At 35.4% G+C, this 22,966-nt stretch carries 17 protein-coding genes and 1 tRNA gene; 4 read left to right on the top strand and 14 right to left on the bottom strand.

What is annotated here, in order from left to right:
• Nucleotides 1-118 precede the first annotated feature (118 nt).
• From CQ046_RS14180 to CQ046_RS14155, 6 genes are all read right to left on the bottom strand, one after another.
• Nucleotides 119-2,536 carry a TonB-dependent receptor gene (locus CQ046_RS14180; RefSeq protein ID WP_105702904.1) on the bottom strand — a complete coding sequence of 806 codons (2,418 nt, stop codon included), beginning with the start codon at nt 2,534-2,536 and terminating at the stop codon, nt 119-121.
• 6 nt (nt 2,537-2,542) lie between these two features.
• Nucleotides 2,543-2,983 (bottom strand): MarR family winged helix-turn-helix transcriptional regulator, encoded by a 441-nt coding sequence (locus tag CQ046_RS14175; RefSeq protein ID WP_105702903.1) that lies wholly within the window; start codon nt 2,981-2,983, stop codon nt 2,543-2,545.
• A 119-nt stretch (nt 2,984-3,102) separates the two neighbouring features.
• Nucleotides 3,103-6,321, bottom strand: a complete 3,219-nt coding sequence (locus CQ046_RS14170; protein WP_105702902.1) for an ABC transporter permease/M1 family aminopeptidase — start codon at nt 6,319-6,321, stop codon at nt 3,103-3,105.
• Between the two features lie 2 nt (nt 6,322-6,323).
• A complete protein-coding gene (locus tag CQ046_RS14165) occupies nt 6,324-7,196 on the bottom strand; it encodes an ABC transporter ATP-binding protein (RefSeq protein WP_105702901.1) in 873 nt (290 codons plus the stop codon).
• Nucleotides 7,197-7,436: 240 nt separating this feature from the next.
• A complete protein-coding gene (locus CQ046_RS14160; RefSeq protein ID WP_002980904.1) occupies nt 7,437-7,640 on the bottom strand; it encodes a helix-turn-helix domain-containing protein in 204 nt (67 codons plus the stop codon).
• Between the two features lies 1 nt (nt 7,641).
• Entirely contained in the window at nt 7,642-8,157 is a 516-nt protein-coding gene (locus tag CQ046_RS14155) for a DUF2975 domain-containing protein (RefSeq protein ID WP_105702900.1), read from the bottom strand.
• A 341-nt stretch (nt 8,158-8,498) separates the two neighbouring features.
• On the opposite strand from CQ046_RS14155, the gene CQ046_RS14150 reads away from it, so the two are divergent.
• Nucleotides 8,499-8,840, top strand: coding sequence for a TfoX/Sxy family protein (locus tag CQ046_RS14150; RefSeq protein ID WP_105702899.1), 342 nt, complete (start codon nt 8,499-8,501; stop codon nt 8,838-8,840).
• Nucleotides 8,841-9,043: 203 nt separating this feature from the next.
• Here CQ046_RS14150 and CQ046_RS14140 read toward each other — a convergent pair whose 3' ends face one another.
• From CQ046_RS14140 to CQ046_RS14130, 3 genes are all read right to left on the bottom strand, one after another.
• Nucleotides 9,044-10,138: a DNA polymerase beta superfamily protein gene (locus tag CQ046_RS14140; protein ID WP_105702969.1), complete on the bottom strand. Its 1,095-nt coding sequence runs from the start codon at nt 10,136-10,138 to the stop codon at nt 9,044-9,046.
• A 1-nt stretch (nt 10,139) separates the two neighbouring features.
• Nucleotides 10,140-13,121 (bottom strand): TrlF family AAA-like ATPase, encoded by a 2,982-nt coding sequence (locus CQ046_RS14135; RefSeq protein ID WP_105702897.1) that lies wholly within the window; start codon nt 13,119-13,121, stop codon nt 10,140-10,142.
• Nucleotides 13,122-13,229: 108 nt separating this feature from the next.
• Complete coding sequence (locus CQ046_RS14130) at nt 13,230-13,982, bottom strand: DNA polymerase beta superfamily protein (RefSeq protein WP_105702896.1); 753 nt, start codon at nt 13,980-13,982, stop codon at nt 13,230-13,232.
• 417 nt (nt 13,983-14,399) lie between these two features.
• Here CQ046_RS14130 and cobT point away from each other — a divergent pair, with 417 nt between their 5' ends.
• Nucleotides 14,400-15,407, top strand: a complete 1,008-nt coding sequence (cobT, locus tag CQ046_RS14125) for a nicotinate-nucleotide--dimethylbenzimidazole phosphoribosyltransferase (RefSeq protein WP_105702895.1) — start codon at nt 14,400-14,402, stop codon at nt 15,405-15,407.
• 59 nt (nt 15,408-15,466) lie between these two features.
• Here cobT and CQ046_RS14120 read toward each other — a convergent pair whose 3' ends face one another.
• Nucleotides 15,467-16,450 (bottom strand): hypothetical protein, encoded by a 984-nt coding sequence (locus tag CQ046_RS14120; RefSeq protein WP_105702894.1) that lies wholly within the window; start codon nt 16,448-16,450, stop codon nt 15,467-15,469.
• 178 nt (nt 16,451-16,628) lie between these two features.
• Here CQ046_RS14120 and CQ046_RS14115 point away from each other — a divergent pair, with 178 nt between their 5' ends.
• Nucleotides 16,629-17,411 carry an adenosylcobinamide-GDP ribazoletransferase gene (locus CQ046_RS14115; RefSeq protein ID WP_105702893.1) on the top strand — a complete coding sequence of 261 codons (783 nt, stop codon included), beginning with the start codon at nt 16,629-16,631 and terminating at the stop codon, nt 17,409-17,411.
• The gene (gene cobC / locus CQ046_RS14110) at nt 17,396-17,950 is read left to right on the top strand and encodes an alpha-ribazole phosphatase (RefSeq protein WP_105702892.1); all 555 of its coding nucleotides are present in this window, start codon (nt 17,396-17,398) and stop codon (nt 17,948-17,950) included. Before CQ046_RS14115 ends, cobC begins: the two co-directional genes overlap by 16 nt.
• A 57-nt stretch (nt 17,951-18,007) precedes the next feature.
• On the opposite strand, the gene CQ046_RS14105 is transcribed toward cobC, so the two are convergent.
• The 4 genes from CQ046_RS14105 to CQ046_RS24055 form a co-directional block, all read right to left on the bottom strand.
• On the bottom strand, nt 18,008-19,213 hold the full coding sequence (locus CQ046_RS14105; RefSeq protein ID WP_105702891.1) for a hypothetical protein: 1,206 nt from the start codon (nt 19,211-19,213) through the stop codon (nt 18,008-18,010).
• A gap of 151 nt (nt 19,214-19,364) precedes the next feature.
• Nucleotides 19,365-21,119, bottom strand: coding sequence for a hypothetical protein (locus tag CQ046_RS14100; protein ID WP_105702890.1), 1,755 nt, complete (start codon nt 21,117-21,119; stop codon nt 19,365-19,367).
• A gap of 242 nt (nt 21,120-21,361) precedes the next feature.
• A tRNA-OTHER gene (locus CQ046_RS23595) sits at nt 21,362-21,470 on the bottom strand.
• Nucleotides 21,471-21,615: 145 nt separating this feature from the next.
• The gene (locus CQ046_RS24055) at nt 21,616-22,416 is read right to left on the bottom strand and encodes an RtcB family protein (RefSeq protein ID WP_410493418.1); all 801 of its coding nucleotides are present in this window, start codon (nt 22,414-22,416) and stop codon (nt 21,616-21,618) included.
• Nucleotides 22,417-22,966: the final 550 nt, after the last annotated feature.

The following is a 22,966-nucleotide window of genomic DNA, read 5'->3' as shown; positions in this document are numbered from 1 at the left end:
ATTCTTAAATATAAAAATCCCTCAATTTCGAGGGATTTTTGCTTTTATGTCATTGTGAAATGCAATATCGCTTTTGGAAATTATAAGATTGCTTCACCTTCGGCTCGCAATGATGTTATTACGTTCCAATTCTCTGTTTCAGATCCTCAGCACCTCCCGTTTTTCTGGGCTGTCCGTTTTTAGAGGAACCAAAATTATAGGTATAAGAGATTGTAGCGACACGCGTATCTCTTTTTACCGCAAAGTTTTCTATATAATCATTATAAACAGTCTGCCCTTTGATATTGCTGGTAAAGAAAACATCCGTAAATGAAAGCTTCAGTATGCTATTGTTCTTAAACTTCTTTTGTGCTCCGATATTCAGATACCAGTTCGGGCTCATATTCAGATAAGCATACACTTCTCTGGCTTTGTAATTTCCGGTAAGTTCAGCAGTGAAACCATTTCCTAACTTAAAGGAATTGATGCTGTTAATACTGAATGTAAAATTCCCTTTATTATTGATCTGTGTTCCTGAAACATTTCCAGTGTAAGAACCATAGTAGAAATTGGCACTGTTGTTTATATCCCACCATTTCGTCACTTTTATCGGAGCAATCAGGTTTAATCCAAAATAAGAAGCAGAACTTAGGTTTTCGATGGTCTGTACTGTTACCACCTGTCCGTTTTCTGTAACAGGTTTTAAGATATCTGTAATATTGTCAGAAGTCTTGCTGTAGCTTAATGTGGCGAAATATTTATTACTCAGACTGTAGGTCAGTTCATAATTCATTGTGATTTGTGGATTCAGGTCAGGATTTCCGGCTCTGAATGTTGTAGGATCAAGATAGAATTTAAAAGGATTCAGCTGGTTATAACTTGGTCTTGTGATCCTTCTGCTGAAATTGATTTCAAGGTTGCTCTTATCCGTAAGATCATAACTCAAAACAGCACTTGGGAACAGCTGGGTGTAATTTCTCTTATTAACCTGATTCGTTGTAATCTGAGTTCCTTTTACATTGGTGTTTTCAAGTCTTAAACCACCCGTAGCCTTGAATTTTTCCCATTTTTTGGAAACATTTCCGTAAACGGCATTGATGTTTTCTTCATAAATAAAATGATTGGTTTTCCCAAGATCCGGAATAGCAATACCAGAACTGGCGTTGAAGAATTTCAGATCGTTGTCTGTCTTCACAAAACTGGTTTTCACTCCGCTTTCCAGTTTCCAGTCGTTGCTGAAGTTTTTCGTAAGGTCAGATTTTAAAGAATAGATATTCAGTTTTCCGTCCATATCTCCTTTAATAATGTCAAGATTATCTGTACCAGTGGATATTTGATGCGTTCTTGTATCAAAACTCTGCAAAGATGTGTTGGCGTAATTGATGTAATCAAAATCCGTAGAAATATCAGAGCCCAGAGAATCAATTGTGTATTTATGATTAAGGTTGAATGAAAGATTCGTCCATCGGTCATTCGATCTGTTGACTGTCGTAAATGAGCTTTCAGGAAGATAGCTGCTGCCGAGCGTTACGTTGGAATTGTCTCCGTTCACATTGAATTTGTTGGAAACCAGTCCTACAGAAAATCCAAGGACATTCTTATCGTTCAGGTAATAATCCATTCCCGCTTTGGCCACATGACTGTTGAACTTGAATCTCAGATAATTGTCCTGTACATAAGCTTTTTTAAAGTTATTAGCTTCATAGAAATTCCTGTCCAGTACCAACCCATTGTAAGCTTCTCTGTACGCAAAGCTGTAATTTCCGAAGATATTGATCTTTTTATTTCTATGGTTGATGCTGAAACTGTTGTTGTTTTTTACATACTTGCCTGTTCCTAAAGAGGTGGAAATGCTTCCATTGGTTCCTTTTCTCTGCTCTTTTTTAAGTTTAATATTAATAATGGCAGATCCTGCAGCATCATATTTGGAAGAAGGGTTGGTGATAAATTCTATTTTTTCAATGGTAGAAGAGGGGATTCCTTTCAGATAGTTGGCAAGATCGGCTCCTGTCATGGGCGTATTTTTACCATCAATTTGAATCAATAGATTTCCTTTCCCGCGAAGGCTGATGTTATCGTTGTTATCAATATTCACTCCCGGTGCCTTTTCCAATACTTCAAAAGCGGAATTTCCGGTGCTGGCAATGCTGTTTTCAACATTCATAATCATCTTTCCGTCCTGTCTTTCAATAAGAGGTTTGGTTTTGGTGATCGTTACACCTTCAATAGATTTTATATTCAGGTCTATGGAAGGGAGAGTTGTATTTTCGGCCAATGAAATATTTTCTGAATGATAGACTTCAGTACCGTTTCTATTGATCTTTACCTGATAAGTTCCTTGTTTTAAATCATTAAAATTAAACTTACCATTACCATCAGCAATTTCTGTTTTGATTAACTGATGATCTGCATTAAAGAGATTGATCTCCATCTGCTCTGCTTTCCCGGATTGTATGTTTCCCGACAAAGACAAACTCTGTGTAGCCTGTTGTGCGGCCAGCCTGTTGTTGAACAGGATCAGCATCCAGACCGATAAGAGTAAAAATATTCTGGTCATAGCGTTTTACTTTTTAAGATTAAGACAGTTTTCTGAAATTTTCAGTAAAGCTGAATACATTATTTTCATTTCTTCATCACTGATTCCCTTTAAAGCTATTTTACGGTTCTTTTCTACGATATTCTGAACCTCTTTGATCACTTTTATCCCGGAATCTGTCACTTCCAGCTGGGTTTTTCTTCGGTCTTCAGGATGAACTTTTCTGATTATGTATTCGGATTTTACCATTAAATCAATAATTCTGGTCACAGAAGCATTGTCTTTAAAAACAAGATCACCAATCTCATTCTGGGTAATTCCCGGGTTTTCCAGAATCGCTTTAATGATAAGCCACTGATCAATTGTGATTATATAACCATGCGCTTTCAACTGCCGCTGGGCATAGTTTCTGTAGGCTCTTATTGCTTTGTCTATGTTGTAGAATATAATTGAATTTAATTTTTCCATATTTCAGATTTAAAATGATGTATCAATTATTGATATATCAATTAATTAGTAAATCATCATTTTATTTTGTTACAGTTCCTGAAAAATATTTTCAAAAAAAAGTAAAAGAGGCCTGCGAATTATTTCTGTTTTGTCTTTGCAGAGTCGTTTTTTGACCCTGAAGTAAAAGTTATATTATCTGTGGTTTTAAATAATCTATCGATTTGTTTTCTGGAATCCGGAGCAACATTATAAAACTCATTGATCAGATCTAATGAACCAGGTTTCTTCGGATACTGATTGTGAGTAAGGAAATTTTTCAATGCTTTGTTTACTCTGTCTTCACCTATCAGGTTACTCAATTCTACCATTGCTGCAGCCCCTTTAGAATAGGAAATATGGGGAACATCTCCCGTAGCTTTATAGATAGGTACATTTTCAGATAATCCTTTTTCATTGTCGTAGATCTGTTGATGAACTTGTACTCTTTCCATCATTTTTTCTTTGCCGTGCATTTTTTTGTAAAGCATCATTTCTGTGTACATTGCCAGTGTTTCGGTAAGCATCACAGAACCTTCTCTGTCATCAGGATTGATCTGGCTGTTTCCCCACCAAAGATGGGAAAGTTCGTGACCAGCCAGTTCATTAATGACATCCTGCTTTTTGTCAGCGTGAATATTGGCGTGAAAAACCATGTCTTCCGGCATAAAGACGGCAGAAGGATAAGCTGTAGCCGCAAAACCTTTGGTAAAGGAAGAAATCTCAGCAAAATTGATGGTTTTAAAAGGATATGGACCAAAATTCTGCTGACAGTAATCTAAAGTAAGTTTGGCATTTTCAAGAAGGTGATCCACATTTTCAAAATGTTTCTGATGATAAAAAATATTGATATCAATTCCTTTGTAATTCACACTTTTTATCTCATATTGTGCTGATGAAACGGCAAACCGGAAAGGAATTTGAACTGCTTTATACTCGAAATAATTGCGGCCGGATGTGGTCCATTTTTTTATTAAATCTCCGGTTCCGATAGCTGTCTGGTTCTTTTCCGTGGAAATAATCATACTCAAATTGATAAAATCCTTTTTTGCAACTTCAGGAGCTTCCGGTTTCTTCAGTTCAGTGAGTTTTCCAAGCTTGAATTGAATGCGTTGTTTTTCATCCTGAATTTCATAATCCTTTTGGTAACCAATCGTAGGATAATATCTGCTGATTCTCATAAAAGAACCGTTTTCAATAACAGCATTGAAAGACTGATGACCGTTTACGGCAAACCAATGATAAGAGAGTTTAAAATCAAGAGAAGCTGTTTTGCCTGGCAGAAGAGGCTTTTGTAATAAAACTTCCGTGATATTTTTATGAATCTTTGTCGTTTCATTACCTGTTGTTATGACAGCAGATTCCAGTTTTAAATCCTCATTAAAATTGATCAGAATCTTATGGATAGGCTGATCTGTTTGATTTTTAAGCGTATATTTTCCAATAATCTGATAAGCATTTTTTGAAGGATACAGTTTAATTTCTGTAGTAATATCGGTGATATCAGGTTGTGGAAGGGTTGAATATTTTCGATATTTTTTTTCATATGCTGCGGAACTTAAGATAGCTTGATCTTTATCTTTAGGAATATAACCTTTCATAAACGATACTCCGGCAAAGATTCCTGAGATTAGCAGAATAATACTGTAACAAGAGGAAATTATAGGAACTTTTTTAATTTTTATAATACTGTTGAAGATCCATAAAATACTGATAATACCGGCTCCGAAAAGAAGTCTTTGAGCAAAAGTTTTTTCATAGGTTCCATAGCCGTTAAAATCGCTGTAAGTACCTTTAAAATCAGAAAATATTCTGAAAAGAGGATAGGAGATCAATTTTCCGGAAACCGGGCCAGACAATATAAAAACGGCAAGAATGGAAAGCCCAAGGGCAATGAATTTATTGGGAATTCTGTCATTAATCAAAAGGATAAATCCGGAAAACAGCATTAATGGAAAAGTATTGAAAAGGAAAACATCCAGATACGCCTTCCAATCTATATGAAAATACTGATAAGCAGCCTGAAAAATAATCCCCTGAATAATTAAAATTCCGGTAAAGAAAAACAGAAGGAAACTGATGGAAATAAAATGTCCGGTTAATCTGTTTTTTGAAAGATAAGTGCTGTTTTCAATCAGAGAAAAGCCGGAAGTTTGGCTTCTCCAGTATACATCATTCAGAAAATAGGCAGAGATTAGAAGTCCCAGCAAGTGAAAGTTTTCAGAGATGGTTGTAGCCATAAGTCCTGAACTGGCATACTTTTGTGGAAGACGGATTCCTTTTTCAATTTCGGCATACATTTCCATTCCTACACAAAACAATAGTAGAATAGAAACTGCCGGAACAGCAACACTTTTGAAGAGATATGTAAGATCCATTTTAGCAAAAGAGAGTACAGACCAGAAAGAACTCCACCGATTAAATATTGGTGTAGCGATGGAATATTCTGTTTCATTTGTTTCAGATAATGTGAGCAAATTTCCTATTGTTTTTACTTTCCGTCCGGAAGTATTGGAGAAAGAAAATAATCTGAGGGAAAGCAGAAGAATTCCCACAGACATGAATAAAAATAGAAGTCTGTTGAACAAAAGATACCCTGAAAAAGGAACCATCTGAATATTTTTCTGTTGAGCAGCCAAATCACGAGCTTCCATAAAATAAGCGGACAATCCAAAAGGATCTATTAAAGCCGAAAATTGCTGTGTTTCCAATGATTGAGGAAGGCTTCCCGCCATGAATGGTGAGTTGGAAAACAATAAGATAATCATATAGAAAACATACAGTAGCAGTCCACCTACTACAACAAGGAGTTTTCTCTTTATAGTAAATGTAATGAGAAACAGAAAGCTACAGACAAGCAGACTATTGATAAAACCAAAGATCAATAAGGGATAGAGGTAATGTAAGATATTAAAACCTTCCTGCATTTCACTTCCGGTACGCATAATCTGACCTATGATAAATCCTGTCATTAAGAAAGAAAAGCTTAAAAAGGTCTGTAGAAAATAGGTGCAGAATTTTCCTTTCAGATAAGTAAATTTTGAGAAAGGAAATGAAAAAAGAATGCTGTCAAATTTTGAATCCTGATCTTTAAAAAGCAATTGCAATGCATAAACAGTCGCGAAAAAAATCACGGCAAGACTCAGCATTCCTGTCATAAAACCAATGGTGTAGGGTGAGTTTAAATAAATTCCTTCTCCTACTGAAAGATTAAACTGGTTTCCGCAAAAGATACCCATTCCTATTAAAATTAAGGTCACAAGATAGGTGAGCCAGTGCTTTGATGAGCGTCTGGCTTCGAATAAAAATATCGTATTCATGATTAAGGTTTTTGGGTGAGTGTGTGGAAGTAAACGTGCTCCAGCAAAGGCGTTACAGGGCTGAAGTCTTTCGGGGATTCTTCAGAAAATACAGTGATATGAAGTTCTCTTTCCAAAAGCTGTCTGCTAATTATTTCATAGCTGGAATGATAGCTTTCCAGTTCGTTTTTGTGAATAGGTTTTGACCAGATTCTGTTTTCCAGTTCTGCAATCAGTTTTCCCGGATTTCCTTTTCTGAGAATCTGCCCATGATTCATCACTGCCATTTCCGAACAGAGGTTTCTGACATCTTCAACGAGATGTGTAGACAGAATAACGATAACGTCCTGGCTGATATCATTGAGCAGGGAATTGAAACGGTTACGCTCTTCCGGATCCAATCCTGCGGTAGGTTCATCTACAATAATGATTTTCGGATCTCCCAATAAGGCCTGGGCAACGCCAAAACGCTGTTTCATTCCTCCTGAAAAAGTATGGACTTCTTTTTTAGCAAAATCAGAAAGATTGACTTTTTCCAGCAAACCCAGAATTTGTTTTTTACGTTCGCTTTTATCGGTAATCACTTTCAATACGGCGATATGTTCCAATAAATCATAGGCTGAAACTTTTGGATATACGCCGAAATCCTGTGGGAGAAACCCTAGATTCTGTTTGATATAATCAGGATTTTTAACAATATCCACTTCATTGAAAAGTAATGTTCCAGAGGTCGGTTTCTGAAGCCCGACAATGGTTTTCATTAAAGACGATTTTCCGGCTCCGTTCGGACCAAGCAGTCCAAACATTCCGTTGTTGATGTTCAGTGAAATGTTTTTAATAGCCTGGAAACCATTTTTGTAGGTAAGGCTGAGATCGTTGATGGTTAATGTGTTCATAACGTTGTGTTTGGAGAATAGAATGACAGGCAGCCTTTTCGGCAGCTGGTTTAGAAGTTCGATTTTAGTTGCTAGTTGCTAGTTGCTAGTTGCTAGTTGCTTGTTGCTGGATGATGGAAGATGGAAGTTCGAAGTTAGTTGCTAGATGCTGGAAGTTAGAAAAAAACTTTTATACTCCCACTTTCAAACGCTCTCATTCTCAAACTCTCCAACGCTCAAACCCCGAATCCCGCAACTCGTTTACTCTTTAAATTCAAGAATATCTCCCGGCTGGCATTCCAGGATTTTACAGATGGCTTCAAGGGTATCGAAGCGCACTCCTTTGGCTTTGCCGGTTTTCAGGATGGAGAGGTTTACGGGCGTGATACCCAGTTTTTCTGCCAATTCTTTACTCTGCATTTTTCGTTTGGCAAGCATCACATCTAAGTTGACTATAATTGGCATTTTAAATAAATAGGTCTTGTTCGTTTTGCAAATGTAGTCCTTGCTTAAAGATATTCGCAAGAAACAGACAGAAAATTCCAAGCATAAAGTGAATAAACACCAGTCCCCATATCATACTTTCCACTTCTACGAAGAAACTCGCGATAATCACCAGTGGAAGCGGGATGAAAATATTGTACAGGTAAAATCTCTTAAGCCGGATGATATTTTCCTGAGTAAATAGTTTCTGCTGGAAAAATACTTTGAAAACCCATGCAGATAACCAGAAAAATATTCCATAAGTAATAAGCACCAGCATAAAAGAAAATATCATATACGGGTAATTGTTTTCGATATTCAGAAACGGCTGTTCTGTAAACGGATAATTGATGTGAAGGAACTTTCCTTCTTTATAAGGCGTAACCGAAAATCCGGTGATCAAACAGAATAAGGCATACACAAAAGTGATTAAATATCCGGCCGAAAGTAGGGCACAGATATAAAATAAAATCCTTGAAATAATTTTGGTCTGGTTCATGGTACGAACTTTAATTGATATTGCAAATGTATAATTAATTATCGTAAAACAATAATTAATTTAAATAAAATTTTATTTTCTAAAATGGGAACCCATCAATAAATTGAAAGAAATAGTTTGATAATCAACGTTTTTGATTAATTTTAGTAATAAAAAAAGTTAACCGACTTATCCCTTTAATTAATACCCGAGCTTAAAGATTAACAAAGGTTTTCTGATTGATAGCCCTTCGACAGGCTCAGGGTGACCATTCGAATACTAACCGAAATTTTTAAGCATTGTCAGGCTGAGCCTGTCGAAGCTATTATTACTAAAAGGAATAGGTCAAAAAAAATGAAATCATGGCTTACAATATTGAACTTGCCGACCGTGTACGTGAACGGCTTTCCATGGAAAATAATATAGACATTGAAGAGAAGAAAATGTTCAGCGGACTATCTTTTCTGGTAAACGGAAAGATGTGCATCAACATCAGTCATGATAATCTGATGTGTCGTTATGATCCCGAACTGGAAGATGAAGTTTCGGAGAAGAAAGGCTTTCTGCCGATGATCATGAAAGGAAAACAGTTAAACGGATATTGCTACGTAGAACCCATCGGTTTTAAAAAAGCAGATGATTTTGAGTACTGGATTAGGATATGTCTTGAGTATAACCCGTTGGCGAAAGCGGCGAAGAAGTGAGTTTTGGGTTGGAGAGTTTGAGGGTGAGAGCGTTTGAGAATGAGAGGGTGTGGAGGAATGTTGAGAGAGTGGGAGAGTTTGGGTGCGCGGTTTTGAGTTTCGGGATTCAGGTGCGCGGTTTGAGAGTGAGAGAGTTTGAGGGTGAGAGCGTTGGAGAGTGGGAGTGCTGGAGTTCAACAGTCCCACCATTCATAACTTATCATTTATAATTCATCATTATTGTCGTACAGTTTTTTCCTGATCTGAATTAATATTTTTGTTGTTTTTTCCAGATCCGGAGAATCGGGTAGAGTGGAAGTAGAGTAATGATTTTCTATGGATTGTATCAGATTTTCTGCTTTTTGCATGACACTTTCATACGATTGGTTTCCTGCTTTGATGTCTAAGAGTTCGTCACGGTTTTCTACGCGGATCGTCAGTGAGTTGGTTTTAAAAATCTGTTCGCAGGACTGCAGCAGCCGGATGGTGTGCATCATATTCTTGCTGTCGTAATTCTGTCCGTGAGTCTGATTGACATTGTAACGGTCTTCATTGCGCTCAGCAACCCATTTCCAGTATTCCCTGTAATCTTTGCAATACACAGAGTAGGCATCCAGATTGCAAAATAGATAAGCAACGGGCTTTTCATCTTTAGGAATGGATGATACGGAAACCTGGTTCGCTTCTTCATTCTGAATAATTCCTTTATATCCCAGCGTTCCCGATTCATCATAAAATAACGAATACATTCCTTTTGTATGGTCAATATTTACCAATCCACATTTTTCCTGTGATAAACCACCCCGTTCTCCAGAGGAAGGGAATTCATGCAGCCATTTTTTCAATGGTACAGAACCTTGTCCATCAAGGATAAAACAGAAATCCAGGATTGATTTTCTTTCTTTATCAATAGGATTTAAAATCTTTTTGTTGAGACCTTTTGCTTTTTTAATCTGCGAAACAGCATATCCTGCAAAGGTGTCTTTGCATAGTTTTGACAGGAAATCCTCCGTTTTCAAAAGATCCATCAGTGGATGTTTATATTGAATACAATCTTCCGGACTTGCCAGAATTTCCAGAATATTAGGATTATTTTTCTGCAGCAGTTCTACAAACCTCCCGATTTCATAGTACGTAAGGTCATTCGTCTCATTGGAAATCTGTGGAATATAGTTCAGTCCAAAGAAATCTTCCTTCGGCAGATAATACACCCCGCGGATATCCGTATCAGAATTCTCCGTTGCTAGCCCAAAAGCCCTGCTTCCGGAGATGGCTTCGAAGAGGAGGAGTTTTTTATTTTTTAGGTCTTGGATGGTCATTTTAGAATCCATATTTTTCTTCACGTTTTTTGAAGGCTTCTTTTCCTCCTTCAAGAATATCCGCTATATGTTGTCTAATGCTCATAGATTTTAAAAAATTTCCATCAGGGTTATAGTTAGTTTCTTCGAGTGCCCCATTGATGTAATCAAAAGTATAAATACATTTATCTTTTGTATTATTCTCATCTTTTTGATTTGCAACTATTATATTTTCCGCATCTGCATTTACTACAATATTTGCATTATGAGTTACTAAAATAATTTGTCTTTTCAGTTTTTTATCTTTTAGATAATCAACGAGATCGGTAGAAATGGAACGATTGTCTAAATTATCTTCTGGTTGATCAATTAAAATTGGAGCTTCTGATTTACTCAATTTAATAATCAATTTAAGTAATATAAAGCTAGCTTTACCAGTAGACATATTGTGTATTGTGTCATTGCCTGATTTTACTTCCCAATGATCAAAAAAATGATTTTCCAACAATATTCTACAAGCTTCTTTTAAGCTAAAATCTTTGATTAATGGATAATTTTCTTCAAGAATAGAGTCAAATACATCTTTTAATTCACTTATAATATCATCTTTATTAATATCATCTTTATTAATATCAGATAAATTATTGAAATTGTCACTATATAAATAATTAAAAGGATTTTGAAATCTCAAAGTTCTTAAGTCACTTATACTGTTCATACTTTCTTTAAATTTCTTAAAATTAAATTTAGTAGACCCTTTAATATCAATTTGATCATTGTCTTTATTTTCAATGTCTTGTGTCCTCGGTTCTAAATCATGAACTAAGCTTTGATACTCATTAAAATTGATTTCAATATTATTAAAAATTTTTTCTTTTTGAATTATTAACTCATTTTGTAAATCTTTAATTTCATTTTCAATTTTAATTATACTATTTAATTTTTCTTGGTCTGTTCGAATTTCAGTTTGTAATAATTGTATTTTGTCTTGAGATTCTTTTTGACCAAGTAATGGTTTAATTTTTTCTTGTAATTCTCTTTTTATTTTGTTATTATTTATTAATTGCTTTTTAATAGAACTTTCATTGATCAGATTATTATTATCCAAAAGAAATAATTGTTCAATTTCATTTATTTTATTAATTGCTTGCTGTATAAAATCATACTGTTCTGTAAATTCAGATTTTATCTCAATATTTTCTAATGTATTTAATAAACTATTTTTATCATTTTGTATTTTTTCTAAAGATGCTTTTATATTTTGGTTTAGAGTTTTAAGTTTACGATAATCTGAAATGATCTTTTCATTTTCATTTATAAGGATTTGTATTTCGGTGTTGTACTTATTATAAAGATTTTTGTTTTCCTCTGAAATATCTTTTTGTAAAGTTATTATTTCATTTTGTCTAGAAGTGATACTTGTGGTGAGAATATCTTTACTCCCTTTATCTTGTATGTCTTTTTTTAATCCTTTTATTTTATCTTGAAAATCAAAGAAAGCATCAATTTCTCTTAGTTTTTCAGAATTATTAGAATCTCTATTATCTTCAAATAATTTATACCTTTCATTTGCAAAGGGATCTTCTAAAATAAGCTCTTTTATAAGCTCTTTTAAAGTACTACCATTTTTTTTACTTCTGTCTACGAGATTAGATAAATGATTTTGTGGGATATATTTAATTTCAGGAAGGATGCTAGGCTCTGGATTATCCCTATCTGAAGATTGTTCTAAGCCAGATGCTAGTTTAACTTTAACAATAAAATCAGATTCATTTTGTAAATCGTCATAAAAGTACTTAAAACGATTATCAGTAGTATCAAAATATTTTAAGACTCCTTCGTCGCTTCTATCTTTATATAGTGCTTTTGCAATATTATACAATAAGATAGATTTTCCTGAAGATTTTCCACCAATAATTACATTTAAATTATCATTAAAATAAATTATTTTAGGTGTAAAAAGATTATTGGAGCTTACAAACGAAGCTTGAGAAATTATTAATTTTTTATCCTTTTCATTCGGAATATTTTCTTGAATAATCACTCTTTGTTCTGGTTCATGCAGAATTTGTTTTAAACCTTCAAAAGTAAGATGGGATTTAATCCATGTAAAACGGCTAAAAATATCAGTTTCTGTATGTGCATCACAACCTACAATACATGCTTTTAAATGGCCTTGCTCTTCTATTACACGTTTTCTTTCATTATTTTTTTCTTCAAAAGTTATATCCTTTTTGTTATCAAGTCTTTTACCTAAAAAGTATTGAGTATCCTTTTCTTGATTTGAAAAAATTGCCTGTGATAATTTGTAGATATTCTTTCTAATTCCGTCTAGGCTTCCTGTTTCGTTTTCAAATAAATCATAATGTTTCTGTAAACCAGAATTACCGTCATTGTTTGAGTTACTTACTATAATTAAAATATTATCTTTTAATTCTAAATTTTTATCTATTACCTCTTTTAATGTTTTAGGGTCTATTGTATACCTATTTAAACCTTCTTTAAAAAGTTTATTATCATCTCCAGTTTGTCCAAGTGATTTAGCATAGTCTATAAAGCCAGCATGGTTCATTTTGAACCTACCTTCATTTTCTAAAGTATTAAATAATGCATTATTAAGCTTTGGTACATAATCAGGATTTATTAGACAGTGAATATTTATAAGCCTAGATTTGTCAGTTGTTGGTAACATCCTGAGTTCTATGTTTGGAAGTAAAAAAATATTTGTAATAAATTCTTTCTCTTCATCTGAAAATATTGGATTATCTTGATCATCAACTTTAGATTGTATTTCACCTATAAACTTTAATGCATCAAGATATCTGTCAATTGTAAAATAATCAGTTATTCCTATACATGCAATGTTTTCTCGATAGGCTTTTTTAAACAAATAAATAAAGTATTCATCTAATGATTTTGACGTAAATTGATCATTTTTATTTGTATTCTTTGTGTGTACATGCAAATCCCATTTTCTCCATTCTGAACCTCTGTTTATTTTCATAATTTTTAGTTTTTCCTAATATATTAATTTCTATCTAATTAAGTAGTTTTCCACAACCTACAAATATATTCCCAATCCATAAAAAAAGACTACGGCTTCCCGTAATCCTTAACATTTTTCCAATATCTCCCTAAAAACGCTCTCCATCTCACCTTTATCCGCCTTTCCTCCTGATAAACCTTTCGATTTTTCCTCATTCTCAGCGACTGTTCTCTCCAGAAAATCAAACAGTTCCCAATCATTCGGGTGGTAGTAAGATTCTCCTTTGGTTGCTTTTAGAGCAACAAGATCTTCTATTTTTCGTCTGGTGTTATCATCCGTCAAAACAAGCAAATCACTGAAAAGTATAGGAGGAACCGTTCCTTTCTCTATGATCCACTTTCCTGTTAATGTTGTTCGTAAGCAATAAAAGTAACTTTTTAATTTTACTTCATCATGTCTGCAGGCTTCCAGATATTTCTTGCTCATACTCAGATAGTGATAAGAAACCGCTACCGGAGAAAAGCAGGTATCAGCCAAAGGTTTAAAGAGTTCTACAAACTTTTCATCCGCTTTATAAACTATAGGAGAATAGAACCAGCTCAGCAAAGCCGCATTTGACTTCAGTAAAAGATGAAAAGTCTTTCGCAGATCCCAACCGCAGCCGTCCAGATCATCTTCTGTCATAAATTCTATCGTTTCATCCTTATCCCAGGGAGAAAGATACCAGTCTTTTTCATGACGATAGATAAAACGTATATCATAATCACTGTCAGGAGACGCAAAACCCCAGGCTCTGCTTCCTGATTCTACGGCAAGAAGGACTTCTACACCTTTTGCAGTCTCAACTTCTTTTATTTTTTTAAGTATTTTTGGTGTCATTGTTTTGTTATTTATGAAGCAAAGTAAATGGTGTTGTACGTAATGTACTTGCGTAGCTATTTTAAATTTCGAGATTCGGGTTTCTTGGGGACGAGTTTTAGGGTTTGAGTGTGGGAGAGTTTGAGAATAAGTGAATACTGCAGGCTAAAATTTTTTTTGACTTTTGAAAATTGGGCTTAAAAAAAATAAATTGTGTGAACGTTAAGAAAATTCTCCTGTCTGAGTGCGACAAATACATTGATATAAAAAAGTAATAACGAATTCGCACGAGTTGAGAATTTTTAGAGAACACATTTTATTTTTAGCTCAATTTTCAAGGTCTTGACCTTTTGTTTATTTTGTGTCAAGACAAAAGAAAAAGACTCATTGAATTTTACTAATATTGCACTTTTCCATTTAACATAACTATCAACATCCATGTTATCATCAGAATTACAGCATAAAATTGATTTTAAAACAAAACCATTAGGTGCATTAGGACACCTTGAACATATTGCTCACAAAATTGGAATGGTTCAGAAAACCACTTCACCGCAGTTATTGAATCCTCACATGGTGGTTTTTGCGGCCGACCATGGGATTGCTACAGCAGGGGTAAGTGCCTATCCACAGGAAGTAACCTATCAGATGGTGATGAATTTCCTTGGCGGAGGGGCTGCCATCAATGTTTTTTGCAGACAGAATGATATTAAGATTAATATTGTAGATGCAGGTGTCAATTTTGATTTTCCGGAAGGGTTGAATCTGTTGGATAAAAAAGTCAGAAAATCCAGCCGCAATATTTTGGAAGAACCTGCTATGACTCCTGAAGAATATCAGCAGGCACTTAAAAACGGAAAAGCTGTGGTTGCTGAGATTGCAGGAAAAGGATGTAATATTATTGGTTTCGGTGAAATGGGAATCGGGAATACTTCTGCTTCTTCTCTGATGATGAGCAAACTCTTTGATATTCCGATTACCAACTGTGTCGGACGCGGAACAGGATTGAATGATCACCAGTTGGATAATAAGATCAGTATTTTAAAAGAAGCTATTGAAAAATATCCGGTTGAAATGACCGAGGATGAAATAGCCCAAAACTTTGGCGGATTAGAAATAGCCCAGATGATCGGCGCAATAGAAGAAGCTTATCATTATAACATGCTGATCATGGTAGATGGATTTATTGCCACTGTAGCAGTAGCCACCGTCTGGAAAAAGAACCCTGAAGTCCTGAACAACTGTATTTTCTGTCATGTAAGCAATGAAAATGCTCATCCTCAGCTGTTGGGACTGATGAGAGAGCAGGCTATCCTAAATCTGAATCTGCGCCTTGGAGAAGGAACAGGCTGTGCATTAGCTTATCCGATTATTCAAAGTGCTGTTAATTTCCTGAATGAAATGTCGAGCTTTGAAGATGCCCATATTTCCAATAAATCATCTTAAATTATAGATAAAAATAAAGGGGCAATAAAGCCCCTTTAATGTATTTTAAATACAATCTATTAGTAAGTTTTAACGATATCCTTACCTGTAAACATCATACGGACAGGTTTGCGTTCAATAGAACTTTCTTTGAATCTGTATGAATTAAATATCTGCGTAGTAGGAATATATCTGTATAATCCATCATCTACCATATATATTTTCCCGTCATTGGTATTTTGTACAAGTTTGGCTGATGAAGTGATATCAGGTCCTCTTTCCCCAGTAAGGTCTTCATCTATATTTCTTTTAAAAACATAAAGAGGTGAGAACAGATTATTCATAACAGCTGAAGATTCAATACGTCTTAGAGTGCTCTCAAACACAACATACAAAGCTCCCGTATTATTATCCTGGAAAAATTCTCCGTCACGAAGTCGGAACGCTTTAGGCTCAGAATCTTTTAAATAGAAAGCTATTCCTTCATAAGCATAGCCGTCTTTTCCATCTCCCAGCTCATTCTTGTCTCTGGTATAGAAGTGCGTCTTTTTATCACCATTGAAATACCTGTAAATCGGAAAGCTTCCTGGCTCATCACCATTGTAGCTGGTTCCCAGATCTCTTTTTTCCCAGTTACTTTGACCTGCAAGTTCATTAGGATTAGTCGTTAATACCAGATCATTACTTCCTGTATGAAACCATCTTGTAATGACAGGACCCGGCCCATCAGCAGAACCTAATAATCTCTCCTGAAAATAATAGCTTAACCCGGGATAGGATTTAGGAAGCTCGGAGGGTAAAGGAGAGGTATTGTACAGATGCTTTTTGGTAAGATCACTGTAGAAACCGTAAATAGGGTTGGTTAAGTAAAAAGATTTGGACCAGATTCCTGCAGGTGGAGGAGTTGGGGTATCCGGATTATCTCTGAAGCCTCCTTTTGCTAATTGGTTAGGAGCAGATCCGTTAAGAGTTTGTGACTCATTTAAACTTTCCAGTTCATCACCCGGAGCTGAACAGCCAGCCAGGGATATAGCACATAATGCAATGAAATAAGATTTTTTCATTTGATTTTTTTCGTGGTTATTACGGTGCAAAAGTATAAATACTCCCGAATTTAAAGGAGAAATCTAAGGTGATAAGATTCATGTTTCTTATTTTTTTAATCGATCTCTTTACCATTGTTAAAAGCTTTCCTAATTTTACGGAAATTGATTAATCCAGTTTTATATTAAAAAAGAACAGATGAAAGTCCTCAAAAATGAACTGATCTACTTTGCAACAGCACTTATGTTTTTTACAAGAATTCCGGTTCCGTTTACTATTCCTTACTCTAATGAGATTATGAATAAATCTCAAAAATACTTTTCATGGGTTGGGTTGGTGATAGGGCTGATCAATGCAGTAATTCTTTATCTTTCCACAATGCTTTTTAACCTTGAAATAGGGATTGTTTTAATGATGATTTCCAGTGTTTTGCTGACGGGAGCTTTTCATGAAGATGGTTTTACAGATATGTGCGACAGTTTCGGAGGCGGATATGGAAAAGAGAAAATCCTGACCATTATGAAAGACAGCAGAGTAGGAGCATATGGAACGATAGGGATTATCCTTCTTTTTGCTTTAAAATTTTACAGTATTCAAGCCTTGGGAGTGGCTGCACCAATGAAGGTTTTAGGTATTGTTATTGTAGCCCATACAGCAAGCCGTTTTATTTCAGGAACGATGATTTATACCCATCAATATGTGACTGATATTGATGTCAGCAAGTCGAAACCTTTGGCCAATAAACCATTGGATAAAACGGCTTTAATAGTTGGTTTCATCAGTGTTTTAATTGCTTTTACCTTGATTCCGGACTGGCGTTTGATTTTAGCTTTCGCACTGGCGTATCTTGGGAAAGTGTATATGGGCTGGTATTTTAAAAAACATATCGGAGGCTATACAGGCGATTGTCTGGGATCTGTGCAGCAGGTTTGTGAAGTTTTATTTTATTTAGGAACAATCATCACATGGAAATTCATTTAATTCGCCACACGGCTGTAGAAAATCCTGAAAACCTGTGTTACGGTTTTGCCGAAATGCCTTTAAGGAAAGATTATATTGAAGATTTTAAAACATTGAATATAGATAAGGATTATGATAAAATTATTTCAAGCCCTTCCAAGCGATGCCGCCTCTTAGCGGATTATTTTACATTGGATTATCATACAGATGAAAGACTTCGTGAAATGAATTTCGGGAGTTGGGAGATGAAAAAATGGACTGATATTCCGGAAGAAGAAATCAATCCGTGGTACAAAGATTTTATTCATGTAAAAGCCTCGGGAGGAGAAAGTCTTTTAGAGATGCAAACCCGCGTTCTCACTTTCTGGCAGGAATTAATTCAGAAAAAAGATATCAAAAAAGCTTTAATTGTTACCCATGCCGGAGTTATTCGTCTGATTATTCAGTCTGTGCTTCAGTTTCCGCTGGAAAATATGTTCAGTATTCAGATTGATTACGGGAGAAAAGTGGTTATTAATTGGAATGACGGACTATTTTCTGTTAAAAAAGTGAATGTTTAAAATCATTCTATATTCTCATTACAATAAAAAAACCGCTAAGATTAGCGGTTTTATATTTTAGAATCTTCTGAAAGGTCTTACCCTTACCATGTTGTAATCTTTGTTATATTCCCACATATAACCAGCATATCCGTCCAGAATTCTTGCTGAGTTACCACCCGGTATTTCGGTAGAACTCCAATAATACTTTTGAGATACATCATTCCATGGGTTGGATGCAATATTGTAAACATTCTTGGAACTTTTATAAAATGCCATCAGTTCTTCTTCAGATGGTAAAAACCAGTTACCAATACCATTCACAGTGTAATTAGCACATAATCTGGCCGCGCAGTTGGCATCCGAACATTGGGAAATAATTCTTGTGGTATTAGCAGGTCCTGATCCCATTACAGCCTGAGTCTGGTTGATGATATTAAATGTACATCCCCATTTGATCTTATCAGAACCATTATAAGTAAGGTTGGCAGGCGCAGCTTCCAGATATCTCCAGCCGTCCGTAAACTCTCCCTTATCATAAAAGACATATCCCCCTGAAGCACCAATGGCACCAGCTGTTTTAAATGTTTTTTCGTCCGAATAATATACTTGTGCACCTTCTTTTACATAAGATCTTACATAATATGTGGTGTTCGGAAGTAATGCCGTAGCTTCCAGTTCGTACGCTGAATAATTATTAGGATTTGATATTTTGATGATTTGACCGTTTGAGATATTCACTCCGGCACTCGTTCTGTAGCAGAATCCTTTTTCATCAGGAGAGAATGCTTCAAGATAATTTACCGTAATATCATCCGTGCTTAAAGTTGCTGAAGTAGTATATATTGCTTTAGCCATTTTGAATGTAATATCCATCTTTGCAGGCGTAACGAATATTACGTTATCTCCATAAATAATATCACCATTATTAGCTGCAACATATGCTCTTACATAATAAGTAGTTGATTTTTCAAAATCAGTACTGTAAGTTGCCATAAGCTGATAATCTCCTGTAGTGTTAGTATACTCTTCAATCATTTTGGAATTGCTGATGGTAGGATTAATATTCTTTGCCCAGCAGAATCCACGTCTTGAATATCCCGATCCGGAAGAGGTTACTGTTCCTGCAAATTTGAACTGTGCATTGCTGAAAGTAGGTTTACCGGTTACCACTTTTGGAGAAGCATTGACATTGTTGGTTGTACCGTTTTCATCATCTCTGCCGCCGTCTGAACCACATGATGCCAGCGTAAGGGATAAGAATAGAAATAATAATTTCTTCATGATTATGTTATTAGTTTTTAATTAAGTCGGCAAATATATAGAAAAAGATGATTACTTTTTTAAAAAAATAATTTGCCTGTCATTGAGACTGTTGCAATAGATATAATCCAAAAACGCCACCCAATATAACAATCAGATGGCGTAATGGAATTTATTTAAAAATTCTGATAAAACTATCTTTTTCCAGGCTTTCCAGCGAGAAATCAAAATCAGCTTCCGCCTTTTCTGTTGTGATCTCTGCTCCAAGCTCTTTTAAAAGCTCATTGAAAGACATTGCTTCGTACCACTGCTGGTACAAGGCACTGGTTGCCATTACAGAAACTTCATTATTTCCTGAAACATGAGAATGTCCAGCTCCGAAATTCAATAGTACGAAACATTGTTTTTCGTTCTTTGTCGTCAGCATTCCCAGAATCATTTGCTTTTGTACAGAATTACATCTGGCTTCAGCAAAAAGATGGTTAGGATTCATCATATAATCGTAAGAAATATTATCTCCTTTTCCGATCACGATTTTATATCCGCAATTAGCATCTCCACTGAAAACGTTATTCATGACAAGCGTTGGCGCACAATGTCCTTTATTGGCGTAAAGATATTCAACAGCGCCGTTGGGAGCAGAAGTCATATCTCCGGAATACATCAATTGTCCGTCACCATGATTATAAGCTGCATTCCAACCTATTTTTCCGGCTATATTCAATCCCGAAAGGTCAAGGTCTCGGGCACCCCACTGATCTTCCCAATAAATACCCACAGCTAGTCTATCACCATAAAAACGCGTTCCGGTAGGAATATTTCCCACAAACATTTTTTCAGAAGTTGGCAATGCAAATTCTACATTCTCCGGGAAATAGAATTTCTTTCCGGAAAGGCTCTCATATTTCAATTTCAAAAAGTCCAGAATAAAATCATAATTGAACTGATTCACGTAAGTTTCCTTACCTTTTTTAGTCCATGATTTTCCGTTTCTCACTCTGTAAACAAAGGTATCCTGACCATACATTCTTGAGTAACATGCTGACAATGCCTTGAATAACGCAAATGGTGTCGCATTTTCCAGCCAATGCCAATCGCTGTTTTCCAGTAATGTGTTTGTAGCATCATTCAAAGGATTTGATATCAATGGTTTATGATGAACCTTTGATAACTTTGATATTTTATTGATCGCTTTTGGTGCTCTGTTTTTATAAGCAAGGAATAAAGGCTTAAATCTGTTAAAAATTTCTGCCAGTTTTTCAACTCCAAAGCTTTCAAACAGATACGTTGGGTTGAAGTTACTTTGCTTAATCAAATTAATCAAATCATCATTTTTGATTAAAAGTGTTGTAGTGGTTGTTTTATAAATAACATATCGGAAAAACTCAACCGGATTTTCAGGATAGATATCATAAAGATCAGCTATTTTTATAACCGCTTCTTTATTTCTGATGTTTTCTTTTCCTGTAAAGTCATATTCAAGCTCCGTATGTAAAATAGAAAGCAAATCATCAATGGTTTCTTCTTTTAAAGCAATTCCTGATCTTAACAAAGAAAGACATTTTTCCTGCATTTCTTCTACAGAATAAGCTTTGATGACTTTAAAAACCATCTTTATATCAGGAACATTCAGTATTTCGTCAGGAATATAGATTTCACTTTGGAAATTGCTTCCATACGTTGAAATATAATGACTGATCTGTTCAAAAAATAAATCAATTCTGGAAGTATTCTTTATTTTCTCCCAGGATTTATGAAAGGTTTTGTTCAAGTCATTTCCATTCAGTTTTTCCTTTGCATAATAAGAGATAATTTCATTTTTCGCCCATAAAGCATCTGGTTCAATGATGAAACCATCATTAGAAATAAATGGTTTTTCATCAGATTTTCTGGCCAATACTGCATTGAATAATTGTAGTGTTTTCATTGTTTTAAGTTTAAAAAATAAGTGAGGAGTAGATTCATTAAAAGTGAAGGGTATAGGAACTCCTTTTACCTATAGTTTATAAAAAGCGGGGAGTATTTTTCCAAAAAATATAGGAACTCCCTTTGCCTTATAATTTGTAAAAAGGCGGAAAGTAATTCTGAATTATAGGAACTTTCTTTGCCTTTAATTTTTTTAATAATGAAAATGTCTGATACATGAATATACACATTTTCTTCATTTTGAGGAGCAGACAGGACTCGAACCTGTGACACACAATTGGGATTCATAGGAACTTTAGTTGCCTGCAGCGAAAAGTAATTTTGTTGCTCTAACCATCTGAGCTACTGCCCCTGCCGTTATAATTTAGTTTTCATGAACCTTATAGGCTTTTACACCTGTAAGGTTGAGTTATTAGTTTTTTAATATTTTTATTAAACCTTATAGGTTTCAAAAACCTATAAGGTTTTGATTATAATCAAGATTTAAATAATTAAAATCATGCTTTTCTGAATTTCTTCTTTTTCTTCCAAGGAGCGTTCTTCTGAACATCTCCAGCCATGATACATCCGTAGGGCATCACTTCATCCAGAACTTCACAAAGTCCGTATTCTTCAATCTGAGCTCTTACATTCTTTGCACTTTTATAAGCGCTTGGAAGTTCAGAAATATCAACCTCATTGGAGTAGAAACGGATATCTAATCCTGCTGTTTCCTCATTGAAGATTTCCTCTGTCGTTTTATGAGCTAAAGATCTCTTATGCTGGCTTCTGCTGAAATTTCTTCCTGCTCCATGCGGCGCAAAACCTAAGTTTCTTTCATTCGTTTTTCCCTGAACAATCAATACCGGTTCTGCCATATTCAACGGTATCAGTCTTGGTCCCGTAATATCCGGCATGAATTTATCATCCAGTGGAGTAGCTCCTTTTGCATGATAGAAGAGATCTCCATCTTTAAAAACGAAGTTATGTTCGTTCCAATATCTGTTTTCTTTCTCCATTTCCAGCTTGTTTAGCACAGCATCATGAAGAGAAGTATGGTTTTCCTTTGTCCATTGTCTTATCAACTGCAGTGCTTCCCAATAAGATTTACCTTCTTCGGTATCATAAGGAATCCAGGCATTTTCCCTCAGGGTTTCTGGAGAAATTTCCTGTCTGAAACGGTTAGCGATTTTCATTCCTTTATCGTATAAAGCAGCTCCCGGAGCTCTTGATCCGTGATGGGTTACCATCATGGTATTTCCTGTATTTTTGGAAATTCCTACAAAAAGGAAGTGGTTTCCGTCTCCCTGAGTTCCCATATGAGAACGGGCAATGCTGATCAGTTTTTCATCATTTAAGAATTCATTTTCTCTGAAAGCATCCATCAATTCCTGAGACATCGGCATCTGCTCACCTCTTGGTCTTCCACCATATCCGAAATGAGTAATCGCATGTGCAGCATCCAAAACCTCTTTAGGATTGGTTTTCCCAAAATCTGTTAACATTACAGAACAGCAGATATCAGCACTATGGAATCCTGGGTGAATAGCATTTTTGGCAACCACCACGCCTCCAACAGGAATCTGACCTTCAGGACCTGTAGGACAGGCGTCCGGCATTAAAGCTCCACCAATCAGCGTGGGGGTTTTCATCAGAACTTCCATCGTTTTGATTACTTTTTCCACATTATCATTCTCACTTTCGTGTTCTGCGCGGATGTTGATCATAAAATCTTTAGCCGTTTCGTGGAGTAGAATAAGATCCGGCTGTTTGAACTGTACCAGATATTCTGCAATCTGGTGTTCATCCAGATTATTCTCGTTGATATAGCTAATGGCATCTTTAAACCATTTTGCGGGTCTATATCCT

It is taken from the genome of Chryseobacterium sp. MYb7, assembly GCF_002979455.1.
GTDB lineage: Bacteria > Bacteroidota > Bacteroidia > Flavobacteriales > Weeksellaceae > Chryseobacterium.
Note: the sequence above shows the minus strand (reverse complement) of the source record. Positions and strands in the feature narration are given on the sequence as shown.